Origin of the sequence: Streptomyces sp. CB01249 (assembly GCF_001905735.1) — a bacterium.
GTDB lineage: Bacteria > Actinomycetota > Actinomycetes > Streptomycetales > Streptomycetaceae > Streptomyces.
The window spans coordinates 592,421-616,355 of the sequence record NZ_LISW01000004.1; the positions used below are offsets into that span (position 1 = coordinate 592,421).

20 protein-coding genes are annotated in these 23,935 nt (G+C 72.8%); 13 read left to right on the top strand and 7 right to left on the bottom strand.

Translation table 11 applies throughout. The annotated features are described in order from the left end of the window. The first annotated feature begins 119 nt into the window (after nucleotides 1-119). Nucleotides 120-1,478 carry an alpha-lytic protease prodomain-containing protein gene (locus tag AMK18_RS22300; protein ID WP_073864135.1) on the top strand — a complete coding sequence of 453 codons (1,359 nt, stop codon included), beginning with the start codon at nucleotides 120-122 and terminating at the stop codon, nucleotides 1,476-1,478. Between the two features lie 121 nt (nucleotides 1,479-1,599). After that, nucleotides 1,600-2,466, top strand: coding sequence for a dioxygenase family protein (locus tag AMK18_RS22305; RefSeq protein ID WP_018102222.1), 867 nt, complete (start codon nucleotides 1,600-1,602; stop codon nucleotides 2,464-2,466). A gap of 122 nt (nucleotides 2,467-2,588) precedes the next feature. On the opposite strand, the gene AMK18_RS22310 is transcribed toward AMK18_RS22305, so the two are convergent. After that, nucleotides 2,589-4,274: a bifunctional 3'-5' exonuclease/DNA polymerase gene (locus tag AMK18_RS22310; protein ID WP_073864137.1), complete on the bottom strand. Its 1,686-nt coding sequence runs from the start codon at nucleotides 4,272-4,274 to the stop codon at nucleotides 2,589-2,591. A gap of 116 nt (nucleotides 4,275-4,390) precedes the next feature. On the opposite strand from AMK18_RS22310, the gene AMK18_RS22315 reads away from it, so the two are divergent. Beyond that, nucleotides 4,391-5,575 carry a DUF2786 domain-containing protein gene (locus AMK18_RS22315; protein WP_073864139.1) on the top strand — a complete coding sequence of 395 codons (1,185 nt, stop codon included), beginning with the start codon at nucleotides 4,391-4,393 and terminating at the stop codon, nucleotides 5,573-5,575. 95 nt (nucleotides 5,576-5,670) lie between these two features. After that, the gene (locus AMK18_RS22320) at nucleotides 5,671-7,809 is read left to right on the top strand and encodes an FUSC family protein (protein WP_073864141.1); all 2,139 of its coding nucleotides are present in this window, start codon (nucleotides 5,671-5,673) and stop codon (nucleotides 7,807-7,809) included. 34 nt (nucleotides 7,810-7,843) lie between these two features. Here AMK18_RS22320 and AMK18_RS22325 read toward each other — a convergent pair whose 3' ends face one another. Beyond that, entirely contained in the window at nucleotides 7,844-8,353 is a 510-nt protein-coding gene (locus AMK18_RS22325; RefSeq protein WP_073864142.1) for a hypothetical protein, read from the bottom strand. Nucleotides 8,354-8,602: 249 nt separating this feature from the next. On the opposite strand from AMK18_RS22325, the gene AMK18_RS22330 reads away from it, so the two are divergent. Beyond that, entirely contained in the window at nucleotides 8,603-8,839 is a 237-nt protein-coding gene (locus tag AMK18_RS22330) for a DUF397 domain-containing protein (RefSeq protein WP_018102227.1), read from the top strand. Nucleotides 8,840-8,942: 103 nt separating this feature from the next. On the opposite strand, the gene AMK18_RS22335 is transcribed toward AMK18_RS22330, so the two are convergent. Beyond that, nucleotides 8,943-9,443, bottom strand: coding sequence for an ATP-binding protein (locus tag AMK18_RS22335; protein WP_018102228.1), 501 nt, complete (start codon nucleotides 9,441-9,443; stop codon nucleotides 8,943-8,945). 347 nt (nucleotides 9,444-9,790) lie between these two features. Here AMK18_RS22335 and AMK18_RS22340 point away from each other — a divergent pair, with 347 nt between their 5' ends. From AMK18_RS22340 to AMK18_RS22350, 3 genes are all read left to right on the top strand, one after another. Continuing rightward, nucleotides 9,791-10,654 carry a helix-turn-helix domain-containing protein gene (locus AMK18_RS22340; RefSeq protein ID WP_018102229.1) on the top strand — a complete coding sequence of 288 codons (864 nt, stop codon included), beginning with the start codon at nucleotides 9,791-9,793 and terminating at the stop codon, nucleotides 10,652-10,654. Between the two features lie 54 nt (nucleotides 10,655-10,708). Next, nucleotides 10,709-12,166: an aldehyde dehydrogenase family protein gene (locus AMK18_RS22345; RefSeq protein ID WP_073864144.1), complete on the top strand. Its 1,458-nt coding sequence runs from the start codon at nucleotides 10,709-10,711 to the stop codon at nucleotides 12,164-12,166. Nucleotides 12,167-12,400: 234 nt separating this feature from the next. Then, nucleotides 12,401-13,018 (top strand): PadR family transcriptional regulator, encoded by a 618-nt coding sequence (locus tag AMK18_RS22350; RefSeq protein ID WP_018102231.1) that lies wholly within the window; start codon nucleotides 12,401-12,403, stop codon nucleotides 13,016-13,018. A gap of 1 nt (nucleotide 13,019) precedes the next feature. On the opposite strand, the gene AMK18_RS22355 is transcribed toward AMK18_RS22350, so the two are convergent. Next, complete coding sequence (locus tag AMK18_RS22355) at nucleotides 13,020-14,444, bottom strand: glutamate decarboxylase (RefSeq protein ID WP_073864146.1); 1,425 nt, start codon at nucleotides 14,442-14,444, stop codon at nucleotides 13,020-13,022. Nucleotides 14,445-14,541: 97 nt separating this feature from the next. Further along, on the bottom strand, nucleotides 14,542-15,816 hold the full coding sequence (locus AMK18_RS22360; protein ID WP_073864147.1) for an ion channel protein: 1,275 nt from the start codon (nucleotides 15,814-15,816) through the stop codon (nucleotides 14,542-14,544). A 129-nt stretch (nucleotides 15,817-15,945) separates the two neighbouring features. Between AMK18_RS22360 and AMK18_RS22365 the strand changes: the two genes are divergently transcribed. Beyond that, nucleotides 15,946-16,704: a MerR family transcriptional regulator gene (locus tag AMK18_RS22365; RefSeq protein ID WP_073864148.1), complete on the top strand. Its 759-nt coding sequence runs from the start codon at nucleotides 15,946-15,948 to the stop codon at nucleotides 16,702-16,704. Between the two features lie 100 nt (nucleotides 16,705-16,804). After that, entirely contained in the window at nucleotides 16,805-17,509 is a 705-nt protein-coding gene (locus tag AMK18_RS22370; RefSeq protein ID WP_018102235.1) for a DedA family protein, read from the top strand. A 31-nt stretch (nucleotides 17,510-17,540) separates the two neighbouring features. Here AMK18_RS22370 and AMK18_RS22375 read toward each other — a convergent pair whose 3' ends face one another. Together AMK18_RS22375 and AMK18_RS22380 are read right to left on the bottom strand one after the other, a co-directional pair. Next, nucleotides 17,541-19,238 (bottom strand): threonine/serine exporter family protein, encoded by a 1,698-nt coding sequence (locus tag AMK18_RS22375; RefSeq protein WP_073864150.1) that lies wholly within the window; start codon nucleotides 19,236-19,238, stop codon nucleotides 17,541-17,543. A gap of 143 nt (nucleotides 19,239-19,381) precedes the next feature. Then, entirely contained in the window at nucleotides 19,382-19,876 is a 495-nt protein-coding gene (locus tag AMK18_RS22380; protein ID WP_018520452.1) for an inorganic diphosphatase, read from the bottom strand. 86 nt (nucleotides 19,877-19,962) lie between these two features. Here AMK18_RS22380 and dacB point away from each other — a divergent pair, with 86 nt between their 5' ends. The 3 genes from dacB to tilS all read left to right on the top strand — a co-directional run bounded on the left by dacB (nucleotide 19,963) and on the right by tilS (nucleotide 23,908). Beyond that, nucleotides 19,963-21,453, top strand: coding sequence for a D-alanyl-D-alanine carboxypeptidase/D-alanyl-D-alanine endopeptidase (gene dacB, locus AMK18_RS22385; RefSeq protein WP_073864152.1), 1,491 nt, complete (start codon nucleotides 19,963-19,965; stop codon nucleotides 21,451-21,453). A 49-nt stretch (nucleotides 21,454-21,502) separates the two neighbouring features. After that, nucleotides 21,503-22,636, top strand: a complete 1,134-nt coding sequence (locus AMK18_RS22390; RefSeq protein WP_073864153.1) for a zinc-dependent metalloprotease — start codon at nucleotides 21,503-21,505, stop codon at nucleotides 22,634-22,636. A gap of 189 nt (nucleotides 22,637-22,825) precedes the next feature. After that, nucleotides 22,826-23,908: a tRNA lysidine(34) synthetase TilS gene (gene tilS, locus AMK18_RS22395; protein WP_018102240.1), complete on the top strand. Its 1,083-nt coding sequence runs from the start codon at nucleotides 22,826-22,828 to the stop codon at nucleotides 23,906-23,908. Nucleotides 23,909-23,935: the final 27 nt, after the last annotated feature.

The following is a 23,935-nucleotide window of genomic DNA, read 5'->3' on the forward strand; positions in this document are numbered from 1 at the left end:
GATCTCCTGGAGCTGACGTGTACGCGGCTACCTTGGCGGCGAATTCCCCCGCACCGCTTCCCCCGAAGCGATCCTCCCCCAAGCGATCCCCGAACAAGGAGAGTTCCGTGGAGAGATCCATGCTCCGCAGACGGGCCCTGGCCGCGTGTACCGCCACCGTGGCCGTCGGCGCGCTCGCACTCGCCGGTCTGACCGGCACCGCGTCCGCCGACCCCGCCTCCACCGCCCCCACCCCCGCGGCGGATTCCGCCCACCTCTCGCCCGGCCTGCTCAAGGCCATGCAGCGGGACCTCGGACTCACCGCCGCCGAGGCCCGCGTCCGCATCGCGGGCGAGTCACGTGCCGCCGCCCTCACCGCCGGGCTGCGGTACTCGCTCGGCGAACGGTTCGCCGGTGCCCGGGTCAGCGGTGACGACGCGGACCTGACAGTCGCTACCACCGACGCCTCGGACGCCGCCCGCATCACGATGGCGGGCGCCCGCGCCCAGGTCGTCGACCACAGCCTCGCCGAACTCGACGCCGCCAAGGCCGCGCTGGACGCGGTCGCGCTGCGCACCGCGCCGAAGGGCATACCCGCCTGGTACGTCGACGTACGGACCAACCGCGTCGTCGTCCAGGCCGGGAAGGCCTCCGCTGCCGACGCGTTCCTCGCGAAGGCCGGGGTCTCCGGCGACCTGGTGACGGTCGCCCCGTCCACCGAGCAGCCCCGCACCTTCACGGACCTGCGCGGCGGCGACGCGTACTACATGAACGGCTCGGGCCGCTGCTCCATCGGCTTCCCCGTCAAGCGCGGCACCCAGGGCGGCTTCGTCAGCGCCGGGCACTGCGGCACCCCGGGCGTCTCCACCAGCGGCTACAACCAGCAGGCCCAGGGCTCCTTCCAGGGCTCCACCTTCCCCGGCCGCGACTACTCCTGGGTCGCCACCAACACCAACTGGACCCCGCGCCCGCTGGTCAACGGCTACGGCAACGGCGACGTGACGGTCACCGGCTCCACCGAGGCGATCGAGGGCTCCTCGGTCTGCCGCTCCGGCTCCACCACCGGCTGGCACTGCGGCACGGTCCAGCAGCGCAACAGCAGCGTCACCTACCAGGAGGGCACCGTCTCCGGGGTGACCCGGACCAACGTCTGTGCCGAACCCGGCGACTCCGGCGGCTCGTTCATCTCCGGCAGCCAGGCCCAGGGCGTCACCTCCGGCGGCACCGGCAACTGCTCGCAGGGCGGGGTGACGTACTTTCAGCCGCTGAACCCGGCGCTCCAGGTGTACGGGCTGACCCTGGTCACCAACGGCTCCACCACCCCGCCGGACCCGACCGACCCGCCGACCAACCCCGGCGGCAGCTGGGCGGCCGGCACCACCTACGCGGCCGGTGACGTCGTGACGTACGGCTCGGCGAGCTACCGCTGCCTCCAGGGCCACCAGGCCCAGCCCGGCTGGACCCCGCCGAACGTCCCCGCGCTCTGGCAGGCCGTGTAACACCGCCCCGCACCACCACCCCCTCAGGCGATCGAGGAACGGCCCGGGGCGACCGACACCGCCCCGGGCCCCGCACCGCGCACGTGCCCCTTCCCCCACCATCCCGAGGAGTCCGTCAGCCATGCCCCCCGCATCCCCCGAGAGCAACGAGCCCGCCGCCCAGGCAGCAGGCGGTCCGGCGATCAGCCGCAAGTCCCTCCTCAAGGCGGCGCTCGTGGCCACCGCCGTCCCGCTGTTCGCGGGCGGCGGGGTGGCGCTGGCGCGCGACGCCGGGAACACCGGCCGGCCGCTCGCCCCGACCCCGGACTGCGACGACGGCGACGAGCCGACGCACGACCAGATCGAGGGCCCGTACTTCAAGCCCAACTCCCCGCTCCGCACCAGCCTGGTGACCTCGTCCACGCCCGGAGTCCCGCTCACCGTCAGCGGTTACGTCTTCGGGCGCGAGTGCCGCCCCATCCCCGGGGTGCTGCTCGACTTCTGGCAGGCCGACACCAACGGTGCGTACGACATGAGCGGATTCAACTTCCGTGGCCACCAGTTCACGGATCAGAACGGGGCGTTCACGCTCACCACGATCGTGCCCGGCCTCTACCCCGGCCGCACCCGGCACATCCATGTGAAGGCCCAGGCCCCCGGCTCGGGCATCCTCACCACCCAGCTCTACTTTCCGGGCGAGCCGCGCAACAGCACCGACATGCTGTACGACGCGGCGCTGCTGATGAACGTCCGGGCGGTCGGCTCCGGCAAGGAGGGCACCTTCGACTTCGTCCTCGACGTCGCCCAGGACCCCACGGACCCGACCGATCCGCCCACCGACCCGACCGACCCGCCGACCACCCCGGGCGGCACCTGGGCGGCCGGGACGGCCTACACCGCGGGAGACCGCGTCACATACGGCGGGGCCGCCTACCGCTGTCTGCAGGCTCACACCGCCCTGACCGGCTGGGAGCCGCCGAATGTCCCCGCGTTGTGGGAACGCGGGTAGACACGCAGACCGGCGGGGGCGGCCGTAACCGCCGCGCCCACGCGCCCCGGGCTCTCTCCCCGGGGCGCGTACGGCGCACGGCCCGGGCCGGAGGGGGTTCGGTCCCGGGCCGTTTCACCCGTTCATTTCGCGTCCGAGTAGCGCTCCACCACCGCCGTCGTGAACGGGAAGCGCACCGGTGTCTCCCCGAAGGCCGTACGGCCGGCCACCCCGGCCGCCTCCCGGAGCGCCGCCACGACCGCCTCCGTCTCCGCGAGCGGGCAGTGCACGATCACCTCGTCGTGCTGGAAGAAGACCAGCTCCGCCCGGAGCCCGGCGACGGCGACCGCCCGGCGCAGCGCCGCCAGGAGCAGCAGCGCCCACTCCGCCGCACTGCCCTGGACCACGAAGTTCCGCGTGAACCGGCCGCGCGCCCGCGCGTCGGACGAGGCGTAACCGGGTGTGAAGTCCGCGCGCCCCCCGTCCTCCTCCTGCGGGATCCCCGCCTCCTCGTCCTCCCCGTGCCCGGCCGCCGGCGGACTGGTCCGGCCCAGCCAGGTGCGTACGAGACGACCCTCCTCGCCCGCCTTCGCGGCGTCGTCCACATAGGCGACCGCGCGCGGGAACCTGCGGCGCAGGGCCGCCAGATTCTTCAGGCCGTCCCCGGAGGTCTGCCCGTAGACGGCACCGAGCAGCGCGAGCTTGGCGTGGTCGCGGTCGCCGTGGAAGGCGCGGTCGGACAGCGCGGTGTAGAGGTCGCCCTCATGACCCGCGACCTCCATCAGGCCCGGGTCCCGGGAGATCGCGGCCAGCACCCTCGGCTCCATCTGGGCGGCGTCCGCGACGACCAGGCGCCACCCCTCGTCCGCGACGACGGCCCGCCGGATCACCTTGGGGATCTGGAGCGCCCCGCCGCCGTTGGTCGTCCAGCGCCCGGAGACCGTGCCGCCCGGCTGGTACCCGGGGCGGAAGCGGCCGTCGCGCACCCAGTCCTGGAGCCAGCTCCAGCCGTGCGCGGTCCAGATCCGGTACAGCTTCTTGTACTGGACGAGCGGCGCGACCGCCGGGTGGTCCAGGGTCTCCAGCTCCCAGCGGCGCGTCGAGCGGACCTTGATCCCGGCCTGCGCGAACGCCCGCACCACATCGGCCGGGAGATCCGGGCGCACCCGGCGGCCGAAGGCGGCGGACACCTCATCGGCCAGCTCGGCGAGGCGGCGGGGCTCGCCGCCGCCCGCGTACCGCTCGCCGAGCAGTTCACGCAGCACCTCGCGGTGGACGTCGGCCCGCCAGGGCAGGCCCGCCCGGTTCATCTCGGCGGCGACCAGCATCCCCGCCGACTCGGCGGCCGTCAGCAGCCGCATCCGGTCCGGCCGGTCCGTCGCGTCGTGCCGCGCGAGCTGTGCCGCGTACACCTCGGTCAGCGCGTCGAACGGCAGCTCCGGGCCCGCGGGCGGGTCGAACAGGGAGGACTGGGAGCCGGGCTCCGCCGAGCGGGGCGGTGGATCGGGCGGCACCGGACCGCCGCGCAGCCGGGCGAGCGCGGCGGCGGCCGAGCGGGGCTCGCCGAGGCGGCCCTCGTGCCCGAGGAGCAGGGACTCGGCCGCCTCCACGTCGTAGGCCCGCTCGACCCGCACCCCGGCGGCCAGCAGCCGGGGGTAGACCTCGGCCGTCGAGCGCCACACCCAGCGGGTGACGTCCGGCCGGGAGCGGACCGCCTCCGCGAGGTCCGGCTCGGCCAGGACCGGGCCCGCCGGACGGCCGACGCGGTCCAGCGGGGCGAGGCGCGCGCCCCCGCCCTCCGTGACGGCCAGCGCCCAGCGTTCGGTCATACGGCCGAGTCTGGCACCCGGCACTGACAACGCCCCGGAGCCCGTGTTTCGTGCGCGCGTTCGATATCCACAGCCTGTGGAGACCGCTGTGGACAGGGCCTGCTTACGCTGACCTCATGGAATCGGTGATCGACCAGGCGTTCGCGGCCGCCCTCTACACGGAGGGCGACGCCGGTCTCGACACCGGCGCCTCGTTGCTCGCCGCCGCCCCGCAGGCCGACGCGGAGCTGGTGCGCCGGGGCGAGGAGTTCGTCCGCCGGGCCTGGCAGCGCGGCTGGCTCCCCGCCGACGTCGTCCGCCTCGTCCGCCGCGACCTGGACGAGCACGCGGCGGGCCTGGCCGCCGGGCTCATCGCCTCCGAGGTCCGCCGCTACGACGAGCTGCCGCCGCGCTGGCGGTCCCAGCTGGACGAGCTGCCCGCCGCACCGCCCGCGAACCGGCCCGACCGCTTCTCGTACGCCTCCGCGTTCCTCGCCCTCTGCCGACTGCTGCTCGCCCTCCCGGCCATCGAGCCCGTCGGGCCCCCGCCGGGCGCGGCGCGCGAGGCCCTGACCCGGCCGCCCGCCGCCGGGGAGCCCCGCATGCTCACCCGCATCCGCGCCCTGCTCGCGAAGGCGGAGGCGACCGGCTATCCGGAGGAGGCCGAGGCGCTGACCACCAAGGCGCAGGAGCTGATGGCCCGGCACAGCATCGACGAGGCCCTGCTCGCCGCCCGTACGCACGGCGACCGCGCCCCGGGCGCCTGCCGGATCGGCGTGGACGCCCCCTACGAGACGGCCAAGGCGATCCTGCTCGACGCGGTGGCCTCGGCGAACCGCTGCCAGGCCGTCTGGAACAGCGACCTCGGCTTCGCCACGGTCATCGGCTTCGAGGCGGACCTGGAGGCCGTCGAACTGCTCCACACCTCACTGCTCGTCCAGGGCACGGCCGCGATGACCCGCGCGGAGGCGGGCCAGCGGGCCGGCGGACGCAAACGGACCAAGACGTTCCGGCAGTCCTTCCTGATGGCCTACGCCCAGCGCCTGGGCAGCCGCCTCGCCGACGGCACCGCCCGCGCCACGGCCGAGGCGGAGAGCGACGCGGACGGCGGCGCGCCTGGAGGCACCGCGCCTGGAGGCGCCGCGCTGCTCCCCGTCCTCGCCGCCCGCGACCTGGCCGTCACCGAGGCCGCCGAGCAGATGTTCCCCCGCACCACGACCACCCGGGTCAGGGGCGCGACGGACCTGGACGGCTGGACGCACGGCACCCGGGCGGCGGACCGGGCCCGGATGGGCGGGGAGGCGCGGGGCATCGGGCGCTGAGCCCCGCCTTCAACTGGGCGCCCACCTTCAACTGAGCGTCCCGCCCTCAACCCCCACAACTCGGGCAAAACGGCGATTCCGGTTAGGCTCGGCACATGAGCTGGCTCCGGGCGCTGAAGGAGACCGCCCGCACCGGCCTGAAGATCGAGCGGCGGCGCCTCGAACCCCTGGTCGCGGTGCGCGGCGCGGCCGGGCTCGCCCTGGTCATCGGGGTGAGCCTGGCGCTGTTCGGTCCCGTGGTCGCCGCCAGCTCCGCGTTCGGCGCGTTCCAGGCCGCCATCGCCACCTTCCAGCGCAGCTGGCGCCCCCGCCCTTTCCTCGCCCTGGTCTCCGGCATCAGTCTCGGCCTGTCCACCTTCGTGGGCTATGTGACCGGCACCCATCTCCTGCTCTTCGTGGCCCTCCTGGTCGTCTGGACCTTCCTCGCCGGGCTCGCCTGGGCGGCGGGCCCGACCGGCGGGATCATCGCCGCGTCCAACGTCGCGATCATGCTGGTCACCATCACCCTGCCGACCTCCGTCGCCGAGGCGGCCCTGCACGGAGCGATGATCATGTTCGGCGGGGTCGTCCAGGCGGCGCTGATCGTGCTCTTCCCGATCCGCAGATGGGGCGCCCAGCGCGACGCGCTCGCCGACGCGCTGGCCGCCGAGGCCGACTACGCCCGGCGGCTGCGCCACGACCCGGTCGCCCACTTCGACCCGGAGCCGCTGATGGTCGCGCGCCGGGCCGCCGCCGTCACCGCCCGCGAGGCCCGCCGCCGCCCCGCCGAACTGCACGGCTCACGCGGGGTCGCCGAACGCATCAGGCCGGTCCTGGCCTCGCTCGCCGACCCGGCCATGGGCGTGCCCGCCGAGGGCCCCGAGCGCGACCGCGTCCGCGAGCTGCTGGCCGCCGCCGGATCGCTGCTCGACGCGGCCGCCCGGGCGATCCGCAAGGGCGACCCGGTCAAGCTGCCCGCCCCGGCCGTCGCCGCGCTGAAGACCCCCGACACCGGGGCCCTGCTCACCGGCCCGCCGCTGCGCGCCGCCGACCGGCTCGCCGCCCTGCTCTCCGACGTCATCGAGGCCGCCGAGGGCGACGGCACCAAGGAGGAGCGGGCCGGGGCCGAGGAGGCCGCCGACGCCATCAAGGAGAGCCGGCTCCCCGCCGAGCACCACCCGCGCCCCGGACTGCTGCGCCTCGCACCGGTCGTCATCGGGGCGATGCGTCGCGAGGCGCACCACGGCTCCCCGATCCTGCGGCACGCGATCAGGCTCGCCGCCGTCGCCGCGGTCGGCTACCTCCTGGGCCGCCTGCTGCCGCTCGGGCACGGCTACTGGGCGCCCCTGGCGGCGGTGATGGTGATGCGGCCGGAGTTCTCGCAGACGTACTCCCGCGCGGTCGCCCGGTTCGGCGGCACCCTCGTCGGCGTCTTCCTCGCCTCCGCGATCGTCCAGGCCGCGCACCCGGGCACCGGACCGCTCGCCGCCCTCGCCGTGGTCTGCGCCCTGCTGATGTACCTGCTGATGCGGACCGGCTACGCGGTCGCCCAGGCGTGCGTCGGCGCCTATGTCGTCTTCCTGCTCGGCATGGCCGGGGACGACCTGGGCCAGACGGTGTTCGAGCGGGTGCTCCTCACCCTGGCCGGCGGGCTCCTGGCGATGATCTCGTACGCCGTCTACCCGGCCTGGGAGACCCCGCGCCTGCGGACCCGGCTCGGCGACTGGCTGAAGGCGGACGGCCGGTACGCGGCGGCGGTCGTGGACCAGTACGCGGACCCGGCCGAACGCGGCCGGGGCGATGTGCGGCACGCCCTGCTCGCCACCCGCGAGGCCCGGGTCGCCTGGCAGGAGGCGGTGGCGACGGCCCGGCACGAACCGGTGCGCCACCGGGGCCTCTCGCACGCCGCCGCCGACGCCACCCAGCACTCCCTGGCCCAACTCGGCCGGGTCGCGATGCTCCTGGAGGCCCACATCCCGCGCCGCGGGGCCACGCCCGTGCCGGGGGCCGCCGCGCTGGCCGACGCGCTGCGCCGGGCCACGGACCGGGGTGCCAAGGCGGTGCGGGAGCGGCGGGTGCCGGACTGGACGCCGGTGCGGGAGGCGCTGGACCGCTGGGACGCGGAGTGGCGGGCGCGCGAGGAGGAGGCGGCGGAGGGCGGTGCGCCGCCCCCCGCCGGGGCCGGACTCGTACGCAACAACGTGGCCCTGCTCCTCGACGCGCTGGAGGACTTCTCGCGGGGCCTGACCTCCTAGGGCGTGCCCGGAAAGCCCCCTCGGCGTCACGGCGTCACGGCGTCGGCAGATCCGACATGCCGGGGATGTCGGGGATGCCCTCCAGTGCGTCCGAGTCGGTCTTCTTCAGCGTGTCCTTCGTTCCGCTGCCCCACGCGACCACGACGGTCTTGCCGTCGTTGGACTCGACCTCGCCCGTGATCCGGGTGGTGTCGCCGTCGGCGCACTTCAGCTCCAGCGCCGGCTTGCCCTCGCCCGAGACGGTGCCCGTGCAGACATGGGCGTCGGCGAGGACGACGGCCTGCCCGGCGGCCACGGACAGCACCACCGGCTGGCCGTCGTCGGTCTTGCCCGACCAGGCGCCCTCCAGCGCCTTCGCGTCACCGGCGGAGCCGCCCCCGGTGCCGCTGTCCGCGTCGCCGCCGCCGCCCGCCGTGGGGCTCGCGCTGGACCCGGAATCCTTGCCCGAGTCGTCCTTGTCGCCGTCGCTTCCGCAACTGGTGAGCACGAGCGCGGTCAGCAGACCGGTCGCGAGGACTGCGCCGGTACGTGCGATTTTGTACATGTGGAATTCCCCCTGGAAGACGAATGGCCATCCAAGCTACCAGTGGGTCGCAAGGGGCGCCGAGAAGTCAACTCCCGGAATCGGGAGCCTGAGAGGCCGTTCACGCGTCTCTGCCTGTGGGACCTGTAATCGCGGCGACACCCCGCGTGCACGTGCATCTGCTTGTGCATCCGCTCATGCACCAGAAATTGAACACAGCTATGATCCGGGACAGTTGACACTTGCACCTTGCAACTCGGGGAGCGTCCTGTGCACCACGTGTACAACGGCATGGCGGCCACAGAGCTTCGCGGAGTCGTCTGGCAGAAGAGCAGACACAGCAACTCCCAGGGGTCCTGCGTGGAGTTCGCGAAACTGCCCGACGGAGATGTGGCGATGCGCAATTCGCGCCACCCGGACGGGCCGGCGCTGGTCTATACGCCGGCCGAGATAGAGGCGCTGCTCCTCGGCGTGAAGGACGGCGAGTTCGACCACCTGGTGGGCTGACGGCCCGTACGCACCACAAAGGGCCGAACCCCGCTCGATCCAGCGGTGTCCGGCCCCAGGGCGGTGTGCCACGCGGTGCGCCGGCCGGTCGCACCGCCCCCGTTCACACCGGGTCGGTCAGTCTGAACAGAGCCCAGACGACCTTGCCTCGGGAAGCCGCCGTGCCCGGCGCGCTCTCGGCGGTCAGTACGGGGGAGGGGTGCCAGCCCCAGCAGTCGCTGAAGGACTCCACCAGGAACAGCCCCCGCCCCGACTCGGCGGAGTCCGCCGCCTCGGAGGCGACCGGGCTCGCCTGACTGGGATCGCGCACCGCGCACACCAGTCGCGACGTCCAGCGCATCAGGTGCAGCCGTACGGGCGGCTCCTGGGGCTCGCGCGGGGCGTCGGCCGGCAGGGCGTGCCGCAGGGCATTGGTGACCAGCTCGGAGACGACGAGGGCGACATCGTCGAAGCGCTCGCTCAGCCCCCATCCGCCCAGCGTGGACCGGGTGAACTGCCGCGCGCCGCCGACCGCTTCGTAGTGCGGTGGCAGGGTGCAGGTGGCCGACCCGGAGACGGCCGAGGGGTCGATGGGAGGAAGCCCCTGCCGTAACGGCTCGAGCATCGTCGATCCATTCGTCCCCATGCGAGGCACTCCCGGGAATCGCGGCTGGACCGGTACTCGGTACCGGCGACAGCGGCACAACACGAACGAGAACGCAGGTGCGCGGGCTCCATGGTTCCGAATGCGCACAGCAGATGCAAGGGCAGATGCACGTGCACGCGCCGGACCTGTCCGACGCCGTCCGGTTCTTGCTCATTTCTTCCCCGTCCCGGTTTCGGCGTCTTCCCAAGCTCTTCCCATTTCCGTAATCGAATGAGTACGGGGCGAAGCGTTTTGATGGCAGAATCCGGCACTTGGGGTTCAGGGGGAGCCCCGATGCCAGGAAGCGATGGGGAGGGTTGGGACCAGTGGCGGCAGGCGAGTCGAGTGGGTCCGTGGTGCGGCGCATCCTCCTGGGCTCTCAGCTCAGGAGACTGCGTGACTCGCGAGGCATCACGCGCGAGGCGGCCGGCTACTCGATCCGGGCCTCCGAATCGAAGATCAGCCGCATGGAGTTGGGACGGGTGAGCTTCAAGGCCAGGGACGTCGAGGATCTGCTCACGCTCTACGGCGTCACGGACGAGGCGGAGCGCGACTCCCTGCTCGCCCTGGCCCGCGAGGCCAACGTGGCGGGCTGGTGGCACAGTTTCGGGGACGTACTGCCCGGCTGGTTCCAGACGTACGTCGGCCTGGAGGGTGCGGCCTCGCTCATCAGGATCTACGAGGTCCAGTTCGTGCACGGGCTGTTGCAGACCGAGGACTACGCCCACGCGGTCGTCTCCCGGGGCATGCGCGGCGCCCCGCCCGCCGAGATCGACCGCCGTGTCGCCCTCCGTCTGGAACGGCAGAAGGTCCTCGTCTCCGAGCGGGCGCCCCGCTTCCACGCCGTACTGGACGAGGCGGCGCTGCGCCGCCCGTACGGCGGACGCGAAGTGATGCGGGCGCAATTGCGGCATCTGATCGATATGTCGGAACAGCCGAACATCACGCTCCAGGTGATGCCGTTCAGTTTCGGCGGGCACTCCGGCGAGAGCGGATCGTTCACCATGCTGCGATTCCCGGAATCCGATCTGTCGGACATCGTGTATTTGGAGCAGCTGACAAGCGCGCTCTATCTGGACAAGGACGAGGAAGTCGCCCAGTACGAAAAGGCGATGACGCGTCTCCACGAGGAGTGCCCGGACCCGGAGGAGAGTCGTGACCTGCTCCGAGGACTTCTCCAACTCTCCTGAATTTTCAGTACGATGACACTCCTACAGGAGTCTGCACCTGAGTTAAGGGATCGCATGTCCTTCTTCCAAGAGCTGGCCGGCCAGTACATCGACGGTGAATGGCGGACGGGCACCGGCTCCTGGGACATCATCGATTTCAATCCGTACAACGGCGAGAAGCTTGCCGCGATCACCGTCGCCACCGCCGCCGAGGTGGACAGCGCCTACCGCGCCGCCGAGCGCGCGCAGGGCGAGTGGGCGGCGGCCAGTCCGTACCGCCGCCGGGACGTCCTGGAGCGCGCGTTGCGGGTCACCGAGGAGCTGGCCGACGAGATCACCGACGCGATCATCGAGGAGCTGGGCGGCACCCGCACGAAGGCCGCGTACGAGCTGAGCCTCACCCAGGAGTTCCTGCGCGAGGCCGCCCGGCAGGCGCTCTCCCCGGAGGGCCGCATCCTGCCCTCCGCCGCGGACGGCCGGGAGAACCTGCTCTACCGGCTGCCCGTCGGGGTCGTCGGGGTCATCAGCCCCTTCAACTTCCCGCTCCTGGTGACGGTGAAGTCGGTCGCGCCGGCCCTCGCCCTGGGCAACGCGGTCGTCGTCAAGGCCAACCAGAACTCGCCCGTCGTCGGCGGCGGGCTCGTCGCGAGGATCTTCGAGGAGGCCGGGCTGCCGGCCGGGCTGCTCAACGTGGTCGTCACCGACATAGCCGAGATCGGCGACGCCTTCATCGAGCACCCCGTGCCGCAGGTGATCTCCTTCGCCGGATCGGACCGGGTCGGCCGCCATGTCGCCGCCACCGCGGGCGCCCTCTTCAAGCGGACCATCCTCGAACTCAGCGGCAACAGCGCCCTGGTGGTGCTGGACGACGCGGACATCGACTACGCGGTCGACGCCGCCGTCTTCAGCCGGTTCATCTACTCCGGCCAGGTCTGCATGGCCGCCAACCGCATCCTGGTGGACCGCCCGGTGGCCGCCGAGTTCACCGAGAAGTTCTGCGCCCGCGTCGCCGCCCTGAAGACCGGCGACCCGCGCGAGCCGGACACCAGCATCGGCCCGGTCATCAACACCTTCCACGCCGACTCGCTGGCCGCCCTGGTCGACCAGGCGATCGCCGAGGGCGCCGAGGCGCCGGTGCACGGACGGGTGCGCGGCAATCTGGTCGAGCCGACCGTGCTCACCGGGCTGCCCGAGGACTCCCCGCTGCTGCATCAGGAGATCTTCGGCCCGGTCGCGCTGCTGGTGCCCTTCGACGGCGAGGACGAGGCGGTGCGGATCGTCAACGACAGCCCGTACGGCCTCAGCGGCGCCGTGCACACCGCGCGCACCGGCCGGGGCGTCCGGTTCGCCCAGCGCATCCGCAGCGGCATGTTCCACGTCAACGACTCCACCGTGCACGACGACCCGGGCATCGCGTTCGGCGGCGAGAAGGACTCCGGTCTGGGCCGGATGAACGGGGACGCGGCGGTGGACGCGTTCACCACCCAGAAGTGGATCTCCGTCCAGCACGGCCGCAGCGTCTTCCCTTTCTGACCTCGCCCTACACCGCCCGCTAGGGCCTGTCTGACCATTCCCGTCGTCCGCCCGGAGGGCGGGCCGGGCGGCGTCAGGTGCGTGCTCTCGGCGTGCCGGCCCCAGACCCCTGTACTGGATGTACTGGGGTCTGGGGCCGGTGCGGCGAGAGTGCGTGCATGGCGTCGCCCGGCAGACGGGAATGGTCAGACAGGCCCTAGGCTGGTCGACGGGTTGACCAGAGAGGTGGAGGGCATGTCCGCGATCCGGCTGCTGGTCCTCGGCGCCGTGCGCCAGCACGGCCGGGCCCACGGCTACCAGGTCCGCAACGACCTGGAGTACTGGGGCGCCCACGAGTGGTCCAACGCCAAGCCCGGCTCCGTCTACCACGCGCTGAAGCAGCTCGCGAAGCAGGACATGCTCCTCGCCCACGAGGTGGCCCCGAGCACCGCGGGCGGCCCGCCGCGCATCGAGTACGAGATCACGGGGCGCGGCACCGAGGAGTACTTCGCCCTGCTGCGCGCCTCGCTCACCTCGTACGACCAGAAGATGGACGTCCTCTCGGCGGGCATCGGCTTCATCGTCGACCTGGAACGCGCCGAGGCGGTCGCCCTGCTCCGGGAGCGCCTGGAGAACCTCGCGGCCTGGCGCTCCGCCGTCACCGAGCACTACCTCCCCGAGGGCGGCCCGGAGCAGCTGGGCCACATCGGCGAGGTCATGAACTTCTGGGTCCACTCGGCGGACGCGGGCGCGGAGTGGACGCGCGGCCTGATCGCCCGGATCGAGGCCGGCGCCTATGTCTTCGCGGGCGAGGGCGACGCCTTCGTCGGCGTACTCGCGGAGGGCGAGGAGAACCCGTACGCGACGGGCTAGTTCAGTGGTGGAAGGACGTCGCCGCGTTCTGGTCCCGGGTCAGCGGGTGCGGCTGGGCGCGGAGTTCGGGCATCAGGAGGCGCAGGTCCTCCAGGAGCAGTTCCGCCAGGTCCGACGAGAAGCCGTTGCGGCACACGATCCGGAGCACCGCCAGGTCTTCCCGGTTGGCGGGGAAGGTGTACGCGGGCACCAGCCAGCCGCGTTCGCGCAGTCGCCGTGACACGTCGAAGACGTCGTACGCCGTCACCTCCGGCTTGGTGGTGAGCGCGAAGACGGGCAGTTGGTCGCCCCGGGTGAGCAGCCGGAAGTCGCCCAGCTCCTCGATCTGCGCGGCGAGCCCGGTCGCCACGTCCCGGGCCGCCTGCTGCACGGCCCGGTAGCCGTCCCGGCCCAGCCGCAGGAAGGTGTAGTACTGCGCGACGACCTGGGCACCGGGCCGGGAGAAGTTCAGCGCGAAGGTGGGCATGTCGCCGCCCAGGTAGTTCACCCGGAAGACCAGCTCCTCGGGCAGCTCCTCGGACGAGCGCCACAGCGCCCAGCCGACCCCCGGGTAGACCAGGCCGTACTTGTGGCCGGAGGTGTTGATGGAGGAGACCCGGGGGAGCCGGAAGTCCCACACCAGGTCCGGGTCGAGGAACGGCGCGACCATGCCGCCGGAGGCCCCGTCGACGTGGACGGGGATGTCGAGACCGGTGCGCTTCTGGAGGTCGTCCAGGGCCGCGCACAGCTCCGCGATCGGCTCGTAACTGCCGTCGAAGGTGGAGCCGAGGATGCCGACGACGCCGATGGTGTTCTCGTCGCACAGCTCCACGGCGGCCTGCGGGTCGAGGTGGAAGCGGTCGCCCTCCATGGGGACGAGGCGCGGCTCGACCTCCCAGAACGTGCAGAACTTCTCCCAGCACACCTGCACGTTCACCCCCATCACGAGGTTGGGCTTGGCTCTCGCCGGGTAGCGGTCGGCGTTCCTGGCCGACCAGCGGCGTTTGAGCGCCATCGCGGCGAGCATGCACGCCTCGCTGGACCCGGTCGTGGAACAGCCGACGGCCGCCGAGGGGTCGGGTGCGTGCCAGAGGTCGGCGAGCATCGACACACAGCGCCGCTCCAGCTCGGCGGTGCGCGGGTACTCGTCCTTGTCGATCATGTTCTTGTCGCGGCACTCGCCCATCAGCACCCCGGCCTGGGGTTCCATCCAGGTGGTGACGAAGGTGGCGAGGTTGAGCCGCGAGTTGCCGTCCAGCATCAGCTCGTCGTGGACGAGCCCGTACGCGGTGTGGGGCGGCAGCGGTCCGTCCGGCATCCGGTGCCGGGGCGGGGCCGCCTCCATTCCGGCGACCGGGTCGGCGACCCCGTAGAACGGGTTGAGCGCCAGTTTGCGCTGCTTGACCGACGGTTCGACCTCGTGCGCGGAGCCCCGGTGGAGCGGCATCACGGACCTGCCCTTCTCGGCTCGCGCCCGCGAGACCGGACGAATCCGACGATACGGACGGCTCCGGCGCCCGACACCCGGTGCTGGTCCGTCCGGCTCAGCGCAGCGGGGTGCCGTCCTTCCGCAGCTGCATCAGCGGCCGGCCGGTGACCAGCAGCCAGGCGGGCAGCGAGGCCACGCACAGCACCGGCAGCAGGGCCGTGTCGAAGCCCAGCACCGCCGCCGTGAACAGGCTCAGCCAGCCCTGCCGGGTGACGGCCAGCAGGACGCCCAGCACCCCGCACGTCGCCGCGAGCGCCACCGGCACCCCGTCCACGAGGGCGTGGGCGCACAGTCCGAGCGCGACGCCCGAGAACACCGCCGGGAAGATCCGGCCGCCCCGGAAGCCGCAGGTCGCGGCGATCACCAGGGCCGCCGTCTTCACCACCGCCATCGTCCCGAACTCGGCGGCCGACCAGCCGTCCGGATCGGCGGCGATCGTCTTCACCTCGTCCAGCCCCTTGAACAGCGTCAGGTGCCCGCCGAGCGCCCCGAGCAGGCCGAGCGCGAGGCCGCCCAGGGTCAGGGCGAGCACCGGATGCGGCAGGGCCCGGAAGAAGCGGTGGACCAGCGGGAACGCGTACACCGCCGCGAGGCCGAGGACCGCTCCGGCCGACGCGATGACGAGAGCGGCGAGCAGGTCGCCCCAGCCGGTGTGCGTGTACGGGGGCAGCGACAGGTCGAAGCTGGGGTGGGCGGCCAGCGACATGGTGAGGGAGCCCGCCGCCCCGGCCGCCAGCGGCCCGAACAGCTTGTCCCAGAGCGCACCGGGGGCGGGCGTGGCGGCCAGCGTCTCGGTGAGGATCAGGGCGGCGGCGACCGGGGTGCCGAAGAGGGCGCCGATGGTGCCGGCGGCGGCGAGCGCGAGCCACAGCTCACCGGGCGCGCCCGGGGCGATCCGGCGGCCGGCCCAGGCGGCCAGGGCGATGTTGGCCGCGGTGATCGGGTTCTCCGGGCCGAGGCTGACGCCGCCCGCCAGGGCGAGGACGGTGACCACGAGCAGACCGGGCACCACGTAGGGCGGCAGCGGAGGGTCGACCAGGCCCATGGTCGCCGGGTCCGGGCCGCCCCGGCCAGGTACGGCGCGCAGGACCAGGCCGGTCACCAGGCCCATGGCCGTGAGCATCACGATCATCCACAGCGAGGAGTACCGGCCCACGGACAGAGCGTCGGGCAGGGTCTCCCACAGCACGTCCTGGAGCTGCTCCGCGAGCAGGCTGACCCCGAGCAGGACCAGGGCCGAGGCCACGCCCACGGCCAGGGAGGGCACGATGAGCACGAGGAGCCGGCGGGCGGGGGCGGGCTCGGCGGCGGCGACGGAATCGGTCGGCATCGGCACACCATAGCGACGCGAAAGCCGTAAAACCGTTCAAAAGGTGCGGGCGGCAGGCGGGACTTGCACCTCACGCGGCGTGAGGGCCGAGGCTCGTACCCGTACCCACACAGGAAGGAGCGGGGAGCCATGGAGCACTCCGTGGGACAGGTCGCCGGTTTCGCCGGGGTCACGGTGCGCACCCTGCACCACTACGACACCATCGGCCTGCTCTCACCGGGCGGGCGCAGCCACGCGGGCCACCGGCGCTACGACGACGCCGACCTGGACCGGCTGCAGCAGATCCTCTTCTACCGGGAGCTCGGCTTCCCGCTGGACGAGATCGCGGACCTGCTCGACGACCCGGACGCGGACCCGCGGGAGCACCTGCGCCGCCAGCACGCGCTGCTGTCGCACCGGATCGAGGAGCTCCAGCGGATGGCCGCCGCCGTAGAGACAGCGATGGAGGCACGCAGGATGGGCATCAACCTCACCCCCGAGGAGAAGTTCGAGGTCTTCGGCGACAAGGACCCGGATCAGTACGCCGAGGAGACCGAGCGCCGCTGGGGCTCCACCGAGGCCTACGCCGAGTCGCAGCGCCGGACCGCCCGCTACAGCAAGGAGGACTGGCAGCGGATGAAGGCCGAGACCGACTCCTGGAGCGAGCGCTACACGGCGCTGATGGAGGCCGGCGAACCGGCCGACGGCGAGCGCGCCACAGACCTCGCGGAGGAGCACCGGCTCCAGATCTGCACCTGGTTCTACGCGTGCGACCACGAGTTCCACCGGTGCCTCGGCGGGATGTACGTCGCCGATCCGCGGTTCAAGGCGCACTACGACGCCATGCGGCCGGGCCTCGCCGAGCACCTGCGCGACGCGATCGAGGCGAACGCGCGCCGCCGGGCGTAAACGGTCACGGAGGCGGGTGGAACCCGGGGCCGCCCCAAGGCGTTGATAGCTTGGGGCGGCCACGCAGCCGCCCATCGACCTCATCCTGGAGCCCGGACCCTTGAATACGCTTGCGCTCGGACCGAGCTGGCTGGACCCGGACTATCTCATCGGACAGTTCGGCCTGGCCGGTGTGCTGGTCATCGTCTTCGCCGAGTCCGGGCTGCTCATCGGCTTCTTCCTGCCCGGTGACTCCCTGCTGTTCACCACGGGCCTGCTGGTCACGACCGACAAGCTGCACACCCCGCTCTGGCTGGTCTGCGTCCTGGTCGCGCTCGCCGCGATCATCGGCGACCAGGTGGGCTACCTCTTCGGCCGCAAGGTCGGCCCCTCGCTCTTCAGCCGGCCCGACTCCCGCCTCTTCAAGCAGGAGAACGTCGAGAAGGCCCACGAGTTCTTCGAGAAGCACGGCCCGAAGTCGCTGATCCTGGCCCGCTTCGTGCCGATCGTGCGGACCTTCACTCCGATCATCGCGGGCGTCAGCCGGATGAACTACCGCTCGTTCATCGTGTTCAACGTGATCGGCGGCGTCCTCTGGGGCGTCGGCGTGACGCTGCTCGGCGCCGCCCTCGGCAACGTCGAGTTCGTCCACAAGAACATCGAGGCGATGCTCGTCCTGATCGTGCTGATCTCGGTCGTCCCGATCGCCATCGAGTTCCTGCGCGCCCGGAGCAAGTCCAAGAAGGAGGGCCCCGCCGCCGAAAACGGCGAGGTGCCCCCGCAGGACCCGGCCGGCGGCCGCCGCGGCCGCCACGCCAAGCGCTGAGCGCCGTACGCCCCCCAGGGCCTGTCCGAGGTCAGAAGCCGCGCGTCCGCTTGGCCGCGCGGCGGTTCGCGCCGCCGACCGCGCCCGGCACCCGCATGAACAGCCGCGAGATCTCGCTCCCCAGGTTCACCCCGATGGCGATGGCCAGCGCCGTCGCCACCGCCGTGGACAGCGAGGCGAGGCCCCGGTCCAGCTCGTTCTGCGCGACGCCCAGCAGACCGAAGTACGTCGCCGAACCGGGCAGCAGCGGCCCGATCGCCGCCGTGATGTACGGCAGCGAGGACGTGTAGCGGTACCGCGAGAACAGCTGCCCGAACAGCCCGACGAGCCCCGCCGCCGCGGCCGTCGCGGCCACCGCCGACAACTTGCCCGTCTGGGCCATCGCCCCGTAGACGATCCAGGCCACGCCGCCGTTCAGGGTCACCGCGAGCACCGTCGCCCGCTCCTGCTGGAGCAGGATCGCGAACGCCAGGGTCAGCACCATCGACGCGACGGTCTGGATCACCGGCCGGTCGTGCGTGATGAACCGCGCCTCCGGGTCCAGCTCGGCCCCCAGCTGAAGCCCCCCGTACAGCGCCAGCAGCACCCCGGTGACGATCGCGATGAAGAAGTACAGGACCTCCAGGAGCCGTGCCGAGGCCGTGATGTAGTACCCGGTCAGACCGTCCTGCACGCCCGCCACCAGCGCCCGCCCCGGCAGCAGCGCGAACAGCCCACCGGTGATCACCGCCGACGGCCGTACGTCCGACCAGTGCGTCAGCGTCAGCGCCACGCCCATCGCGGCCGGCGGCATCGCCGCCACCACGAACTGGTAGAACTCCGGCAGCCCGCGCCCCGCGCACAGCCAGGCCAGCCGGTCACCGAGCATCGCCCCGAGCGCCGCGATCAGGAACACCAGCGGACCACCGCCGACCAGCACGGACGCCGCCCCGGCCAGCCCGCCGGCGGCCAGCGTGAGCACCCAGCCGGGATACGGGTGCCGGTTGCGCCGGATCTCCGCGAGCCGCCGGTACGCCTCCTCCAGCGACACCTCGTCGTCGGCCGTCGTGATGTCGTCGATCAGCCGGAAGACCGCCGCGAGCCGCGTGTAGTCGGTGCCCCGGCGGCGTACCGTACGGCTCGCCGTCACCGGGTCGTCCACCAGCGACGGCTGGTGCGAGATCGACAGCAGCGTGAACGTCACGGTCGGCTCGCAGCGGTCGAGCCCGTAGCTCCGCATCACCGCGAACATGGCCGCCTCGACGTCCTCGGCGCCCTCACCGCCCGCGAGCAGCAGCTCCCCGATACGCAGCGTCAGGTCGAGCACGCGCGGAACCGGGGGCCCGGCCTCCTCGTCGTGCCGCTGGACCGGCTCCGGGGCCGGGCGCTCGGCGACCGGCATCCGCAGCATCGTGCGCATCCGGTCCTGCCAGGGCGCCTCCTTGGTCAGCCGGACCATCGGCACCCCGTACGCCGGGGTGAACGCCGGCGGGGAGTCCCGGAAGCTGTACGTGCTCGGCGTGGCGAACGCCGAACCGGTCGTCTCGGACCCGGAAGCGGAACCCGTACCGGAACCGGAACCAGGGGCCGGCTGCTCCGGCGTCACGCCCTCCGGAAGGGCGAACTCCGACGTCGGGTGGTCCTCCTCGGGCGGCGCCACCGGTTCGGTCCCGGCCGGCCACGAGAAGGCGCTGTGCGCCTCATCGGACTGGGGCTTCTCGTCCTCGGGCCCGCCCGGTTCCGCCACCACTCGACCTCGCTCCTCCTCGGCTGCGCGTCCTCGGGCGCACTCCTGCCCAGTATGGCCACGCCCAAGGGAGGGCACACGGAACGGGCGGCACACCCGCGTGGGTGTACCGCCCGTTTCGTAGCCCGCTCACACGAAGCGGAACGTCAGTGCGCGCCGCCCTGCGCCTCAAGGCGCTTGCGGGAGGCGACGATCTCGGCCTCGGCCTCGGCGCGGCCGACCCAGTCGGCGCCCTCGACGGACTTGCCCGGCTCCAGGTCCTTGTAGACCTCGAAGAAGTGCTGGATCTCCAGGCGGTCGAACTCCGACACGTGCTGGATGTCCTGGAGGTGCTCCACCCGGGGGTCGGAGGCCGGGACGCACAGCAGCTTGTCGTCGCCGCCGGCCTCGTCGGTCATCCGGAACATGCCGATCGCGCGGCACTTGATGAGGCAGCCCGGGAACGTCGGCTCCTCCAGGATGACGAGCGCGTCCAGCGGGTCGCCGTCCTCACCGAGGGTGTCCTCGACGAAGCCGTAGTCCGCCGGGTAGCTGGTCGAGGTGAAGAGCCGACGGTCCAGACGAATCCGGCCGGTCTCGTGATCCACCTCGTACTTGTTGCGCGAACCCTTCGGGATCTCGATAACGACGTCGAACTCCACGGGTGGCTCCTCCATGATCAACACATACGACTGGTGGTTAAGTGTCCCTCACGCAGATGTGTGCTCGCGAAAGGGGCTGGTCAACGGTGGCCGAGCCGGTGGAAAGACCGTCGACGGAACCGCCCGGCACGCCCGGCGGCGGTATCGCGGCCCGTCTGGGCGTACGCGGCGGAGTGAACGACTGGCAGTTCACGGCCGTGTCCGCCGTCGTCGGACTGGCCCTCGCGGCCGGCGCCGTCCTCGCCGCCGGACCCTGGGACTCGGGTCAGCGTAAGGCCGAGCGGGACCGGGCGGTCGCCGCCGAAGGAACAGGTGGCGTACATCACGACGGCGGCGACCCGGAGGGCCCCGCCCCCGCTCCCAGCGCCCCCGCCGTCCTCGCCGCCCTGTCCGCCACGGGCACCGGCCCGAAGGACGCCCCGGCCGGTGCCACCCGCGACCTGCGCGCCGTCCTGGAACCGCTGCTGGAGAACGACGCGCTCGGCACCCGGCGCGCCGCCGTCGTCATCGACACCGCCACCGGCAAACGGCTCTACGGCAAGGGCGCCGACGCCCCCATGACGCCCGCCTCCACCGTCAAGATCGCCACCACCGTCGCCGCCCTCGGCGCCCTCGGCCCCGCCCACCGCATCCCCACCACCGTGCGCGCCTCCGACGACCTGCGCACCGTCACCCTCGTCGGCGGCGGCGACCCCACCCTCGACAAGGCCGCCCTGCGCGCCCTCGCCACCGAGACCGCCCGCGCCCTCAAGACCGGCAAGGCCCCCTCCGTACGGCTGCGCTACGACGCCTCCGCCTATTCGGGGCCCACGCACCACCCGATCGGCCCCAACGAGAACATCGCGCCCATGAGCGCCCTGATGCTCAACGAGGGCCGCCAGGACGACTCCACCAAGGGCCCCGCCACACGCACCGAGGACCCGGCGGGCGACGCCGCCCGCGCCTTCGCCGGATACCTGAAGGACGCCGGGGTCACCACCAAGGGCGCGCCCGCCCCCGGCCGCCCCGCCAAGACGTCCCGTACGGTCGCCACCCACCTCTCCGCCCCCCTCTCCGGCCTGGTCGAACGCGCCCTGACCAACAGCGACAACGACATCGCCGAGGCCCTGGCCCGGCAGACCGCCATCGCCGCCGGGCAGCCCGCCGACTTCACGGGCGGCCGACGGGCCGTCACCGCCGGTCTGAAGAAGCTCGGCCTGCCCCTCAAGGGCGTGAACATCGCCGACGGCAGCGGGCTCAACCGCGAGGACAAGGTGACCGCGGCCCTGCTCGCCGGGCTCCTCGCCCGGGCGGCCGACCCCGCCCACCCCGAACTGCGCGCCGTCCTCACCGGCCTCCCCGTGGCCGGATTCAGCGGCACGCTCAGCAGCCGCTACACCAGCGAGGCCGGCGGCACCGGCTTCATCCGCGCCAAGACCGGCACCCTCACCGGCGTCAACAGCCTCGCCGGGACCGTCGTGGACACCCAGGGACGACTGCTCTCCTTCGCCTTCCTCGCCTCCGGCACCACCGCCCCCACCGAGGCCCAGAAGGCCCTCGACAAACTCGCCACCGCACTCGGCGCCGGGAAGCGATGAGCGCGTCAACACCGCACCGCATCAAGGGGCGAGCACGTACGGTTGACGCATGACGAGCATCGGTGGTGCAGGGATGGTCGACTGGAACCTCGCGGTCGCGACCGCGACCCGGCTTGTGCGGCCGGGTCCCGAGATCAGCCGCGAGGAGGCCCGCGAGGTCGTCGCGGAGCTGCGCAGGCACGCGAAGGCGGCGGAGGAGCACGTCCGCGCCTTCACCCTGATGATCCCCGAGGGAACAGAGCCGGAGGACACCCCCGTCCTCGTCGTGGACCGCACCGGCTGGATCAGGGCCAACGTCGCCGGATTCCGCGAACTGCTGCGCCCCCTCCTGGAGAAGATGGAGGAACGGCGCTCCGGCGGCGCGGGCGGCGCCGTGCTCGGCGCGGTCGGCTCCAAGGTCACCGGCGTCGAGGTCGGCATGCTGCTGTCCTTCCTCGCCTCCCGCGTCCTCGGCCAGTACGAGACCTTCGCCCCCGCCTCCCGCGAGCTCCCCGCCTCCGCCGACGGCGGCGGACGCCTCCTGCTCGTCGCGCCGAACATCGTCCACGTGGAACGCGAGCTGGACGCGGACCCGCACGACTTCCGGCTCTGGGTCGCCCTCCACGAGGAGACCCACCGCACCCAGTTCACCGCGGTGCCCTGGCTCCGCGACCACCTCCAGGGCGAGATCCAGTCCTTCCTGGACGAGACCGACGTCGACCCGATGACCTTCCTGGAGCGGCTGCGCGAGGCCGCCCAGTCCCTCGCCGGCGGCCGGCCCGAGGGCGAGGAGGGTGAGGACGGCGGCCGCAGCCTGGTCGAGCTCGTCCAGACCCCCGCCCAGCGCGAGATCCTCGGCCGCCTCACCGCAGTCATGTCCCTCCTGGAAGGACACGCCGACTACGTCATGGACGGCGTCGGCCCCGAGGTGGTCTCCTCCGTCGCCGAGATCCGCGAGAAGTTCCAGCAGCGCCGCGCCCAGGGCGCCGGACGCCTCGACCAGGCCCTGCGCAAGCTGCTCGGCCTCGACGCCAAGCTGCGCCAGTACCGGGACGGCGAACGCTTCGTGCGCGCCGTCGTGGACGAGGTCGGCATGGACGGCTTCAACCGGGTGTGGACCTCGCCCAACACCCTCCCCACCAAGGCGGAGATCGCCCGCCCCGCGGACTGGATCGCGAGGGTGCACCGTAAGGCAGAGTCGTGATCAAGGTCCCCGGTACGAAGGCAACGCGCCGGTAATCACCCATCCGAGGGACCGTAGGGGCATGGGAAGGCGTGCAATGCTCGATGAACGGCATTGCTCTGTCACCATCGACGCACTCTGAGTGACGGCACTCCTTCCCGTCCCGGCACTCCGAGACACCCCTCAAGCTCCTCACGAAGGGCACCGGACATGGGTCCCCATCCTGCGGTCGCGGCGATACGCCTGGCGGTCCGCCGCGTACTCCACGACGTCATCGCCGAACACGCCGAACAGACCGAACGCGCCGGGCACGCCCCGCACCCCGAGCTAGCCGGGGCCGGCGGGGGCAGCCGCCTCGGCACGCTCCCCGACCGCCCCGACACCCCCCTGGTGCTCGTGGCCTGCTCCGGCGGCGCCGACTCCATGGCGCTCGCCTCCGCCCTCGCCTTCGAGGCCCGCAAACTCCCCGTCCGAGCCGGCGGCATCACCGTCGACCACGGCCTCCAGGACGGCTCCGACCTCCGCGCCGCCGAGGTCGCCGCCCGGCTCGCCGCCATGGACCTCGGCCCCGCCGAGGCCGTCGCCGTCCACGTCGGCCGCGACGGCGGACCCGAGGCCGCCGCCCGCGACGCCCGCTACGCCGCGCTCGACGCCGCCGCCGAACGCCACGGCGCCGCCGCGGTCCTCCTCGGCCACACCCGCGACGACCAGGCCGAGACCGTCCTGCTGGGCCTCGCCCGCGGCTCCGGCATCCGCTCCCTGTCCGGCATGGCCGCCGCCTCCGGCCCGGCCGGCCGCTACCGCCGCCCCTTCCTCCAGCTCGACCGGCAGACCGCCCGCACCGCCTGCCTCGCCCAGTCCCTGCCCGTCTGGGACGACCCCCACAACATCGACCCCGCCTACACCCGCTCCCGGCTGCGCCACGAGGGCCTGCCCGCCCTGGAGAAGGCCCTCGGCAAGGGCGTGGTCGAAGCCCTCGCCCGTACGGCCCAGCTCTCCCGCGACGACGCGGACGCCCTCGACACCTGGGCCGCCGCCGCCGACCGTGACGTACGCGACGACGCGGGGCGGCTCGAATGCTCCAAGCTCTACGCGCTGCCGCCCGCCGTACGCCGCCGGGTGCTGCGCCGGGCGGCCATAGAGGCGGGTTCCCCGGCCGGTTCGCTCTTCGCCCGGCACATCGAGGAAGTCGACCGCCTGGTCACCGGCTGGCGCGGCCAGCAGGCCATCAACCTCCCCGGCCGCGTCGAAGCCCTGCGGCAGGGTGGCAGACTGGTCATCCGGCAGAGCTGACGCACGAGCGGCTGACACGCAGGGCGA

Excerpts from the sequence above, each read along its gene's own strand:
- AMK18_RS22300 (WP_073864135.1), top strand. The coding sequence starts at position 120 with ATGCTCCGCAGACGGGCCCTGGCCGCGTGTACCGCCACCGTGGCCGTC.
- AMK18_RS22305 (WP_018102222.1), top strand. The coding sequence starts at position 1,600 with ATGCCCCCCGCATCCCCCGAGAGCAACGAGCCCGCCGCCCAGGCAGCA.
- AMK18_RS22310 (WP_073864137.1), bottom strand. The coding sequence starts at position 4,274 with ATGACCGAACGCTGGGCGCTGGCCGTCACGGAGGGCGGGGGCGCGCGC.
- AMK18_RS22315 (WP_073864139.1), top strand. The coding sequence starts at position 4,391 with ATGGAATCGGTGATCGACCAGGCGTTCGCGGCCGCCCTCTACACGGAG.
- AMK18_RS22320 (WP_073864141.1), top strand. The coding sequence starts at position 5,671 with ATGAGCTGGCTCCGGGCGCTGAAGGAGACCGCCCGCACCGGCCTGAAG.
- AMK18_RS22325 (WP_073864142.1), bottom strand. The coding sequence starts at position 8,353 with ATGTACAAAATCGCACGTACCGGCGCAGTCCTCGCGACCGGTCTGCTG.
- AMK18_RS22335 (WP_018102228.1), bottom strand. The coding sequence starts at position 9,443 with ATGCTCGAGCCGTTACGGCAGGGGCTTCCTCCCATCGACCCCTCGGCC.
- AMK18_RS22345 (WP_073864144.1), top strand. The coding sequence starts at position 10,709 with ATGTCCTTCTTCCAAGAGCTGGCCGGCCAGTACATCGACGGTGAATGG.
- AMK18_RS22350 (WP_018102231.1), top strand. The coding sequence starts at position 12,401 with ATGTCCGCGATCCGGCTGCTGGTCCTCGGCGCCGTGCGCCAGCACGGC.
- AMK18_RS22355 (WP_073864146.1), bottom strand. The coding sequence starts at position 14,444 with ATGCCGCTCCACCGGGGCTCCGCGCACGAGGTCGAACCGTCGGTCAAG.
- AMK18_RS22360 (WP_073864147.1), bottom strand. The coding sequence starts at position 15,816 with ATGCCGACCGATTCCGTCGCCGCCGCCGAGCCCGCCCCCGCCCGCCGG.
- AMK18_RS22365 (WP_073864148.1), top strand. The coding sequence starts at position 15,946 with ATGGAGCACTCCGTGGGACAGGTCGCCGGTTTCGCCGGGGTCACGGTG.
- AMK18_RS22390 (WP_073864153.1), top strand. The coding sequence starts at position 21,503 with ATGACGAGCATCGGTGGTGCAGGGATGGTCGACTGGAACCTCGCGGTC.
- tilS (WP_018102240.1), top strand. The coding sequence starts at position 22,826 with ATGGGTCCCCATCCTGCGGTCGCGGCGATACGCCTGGCGGTCCGCCGC.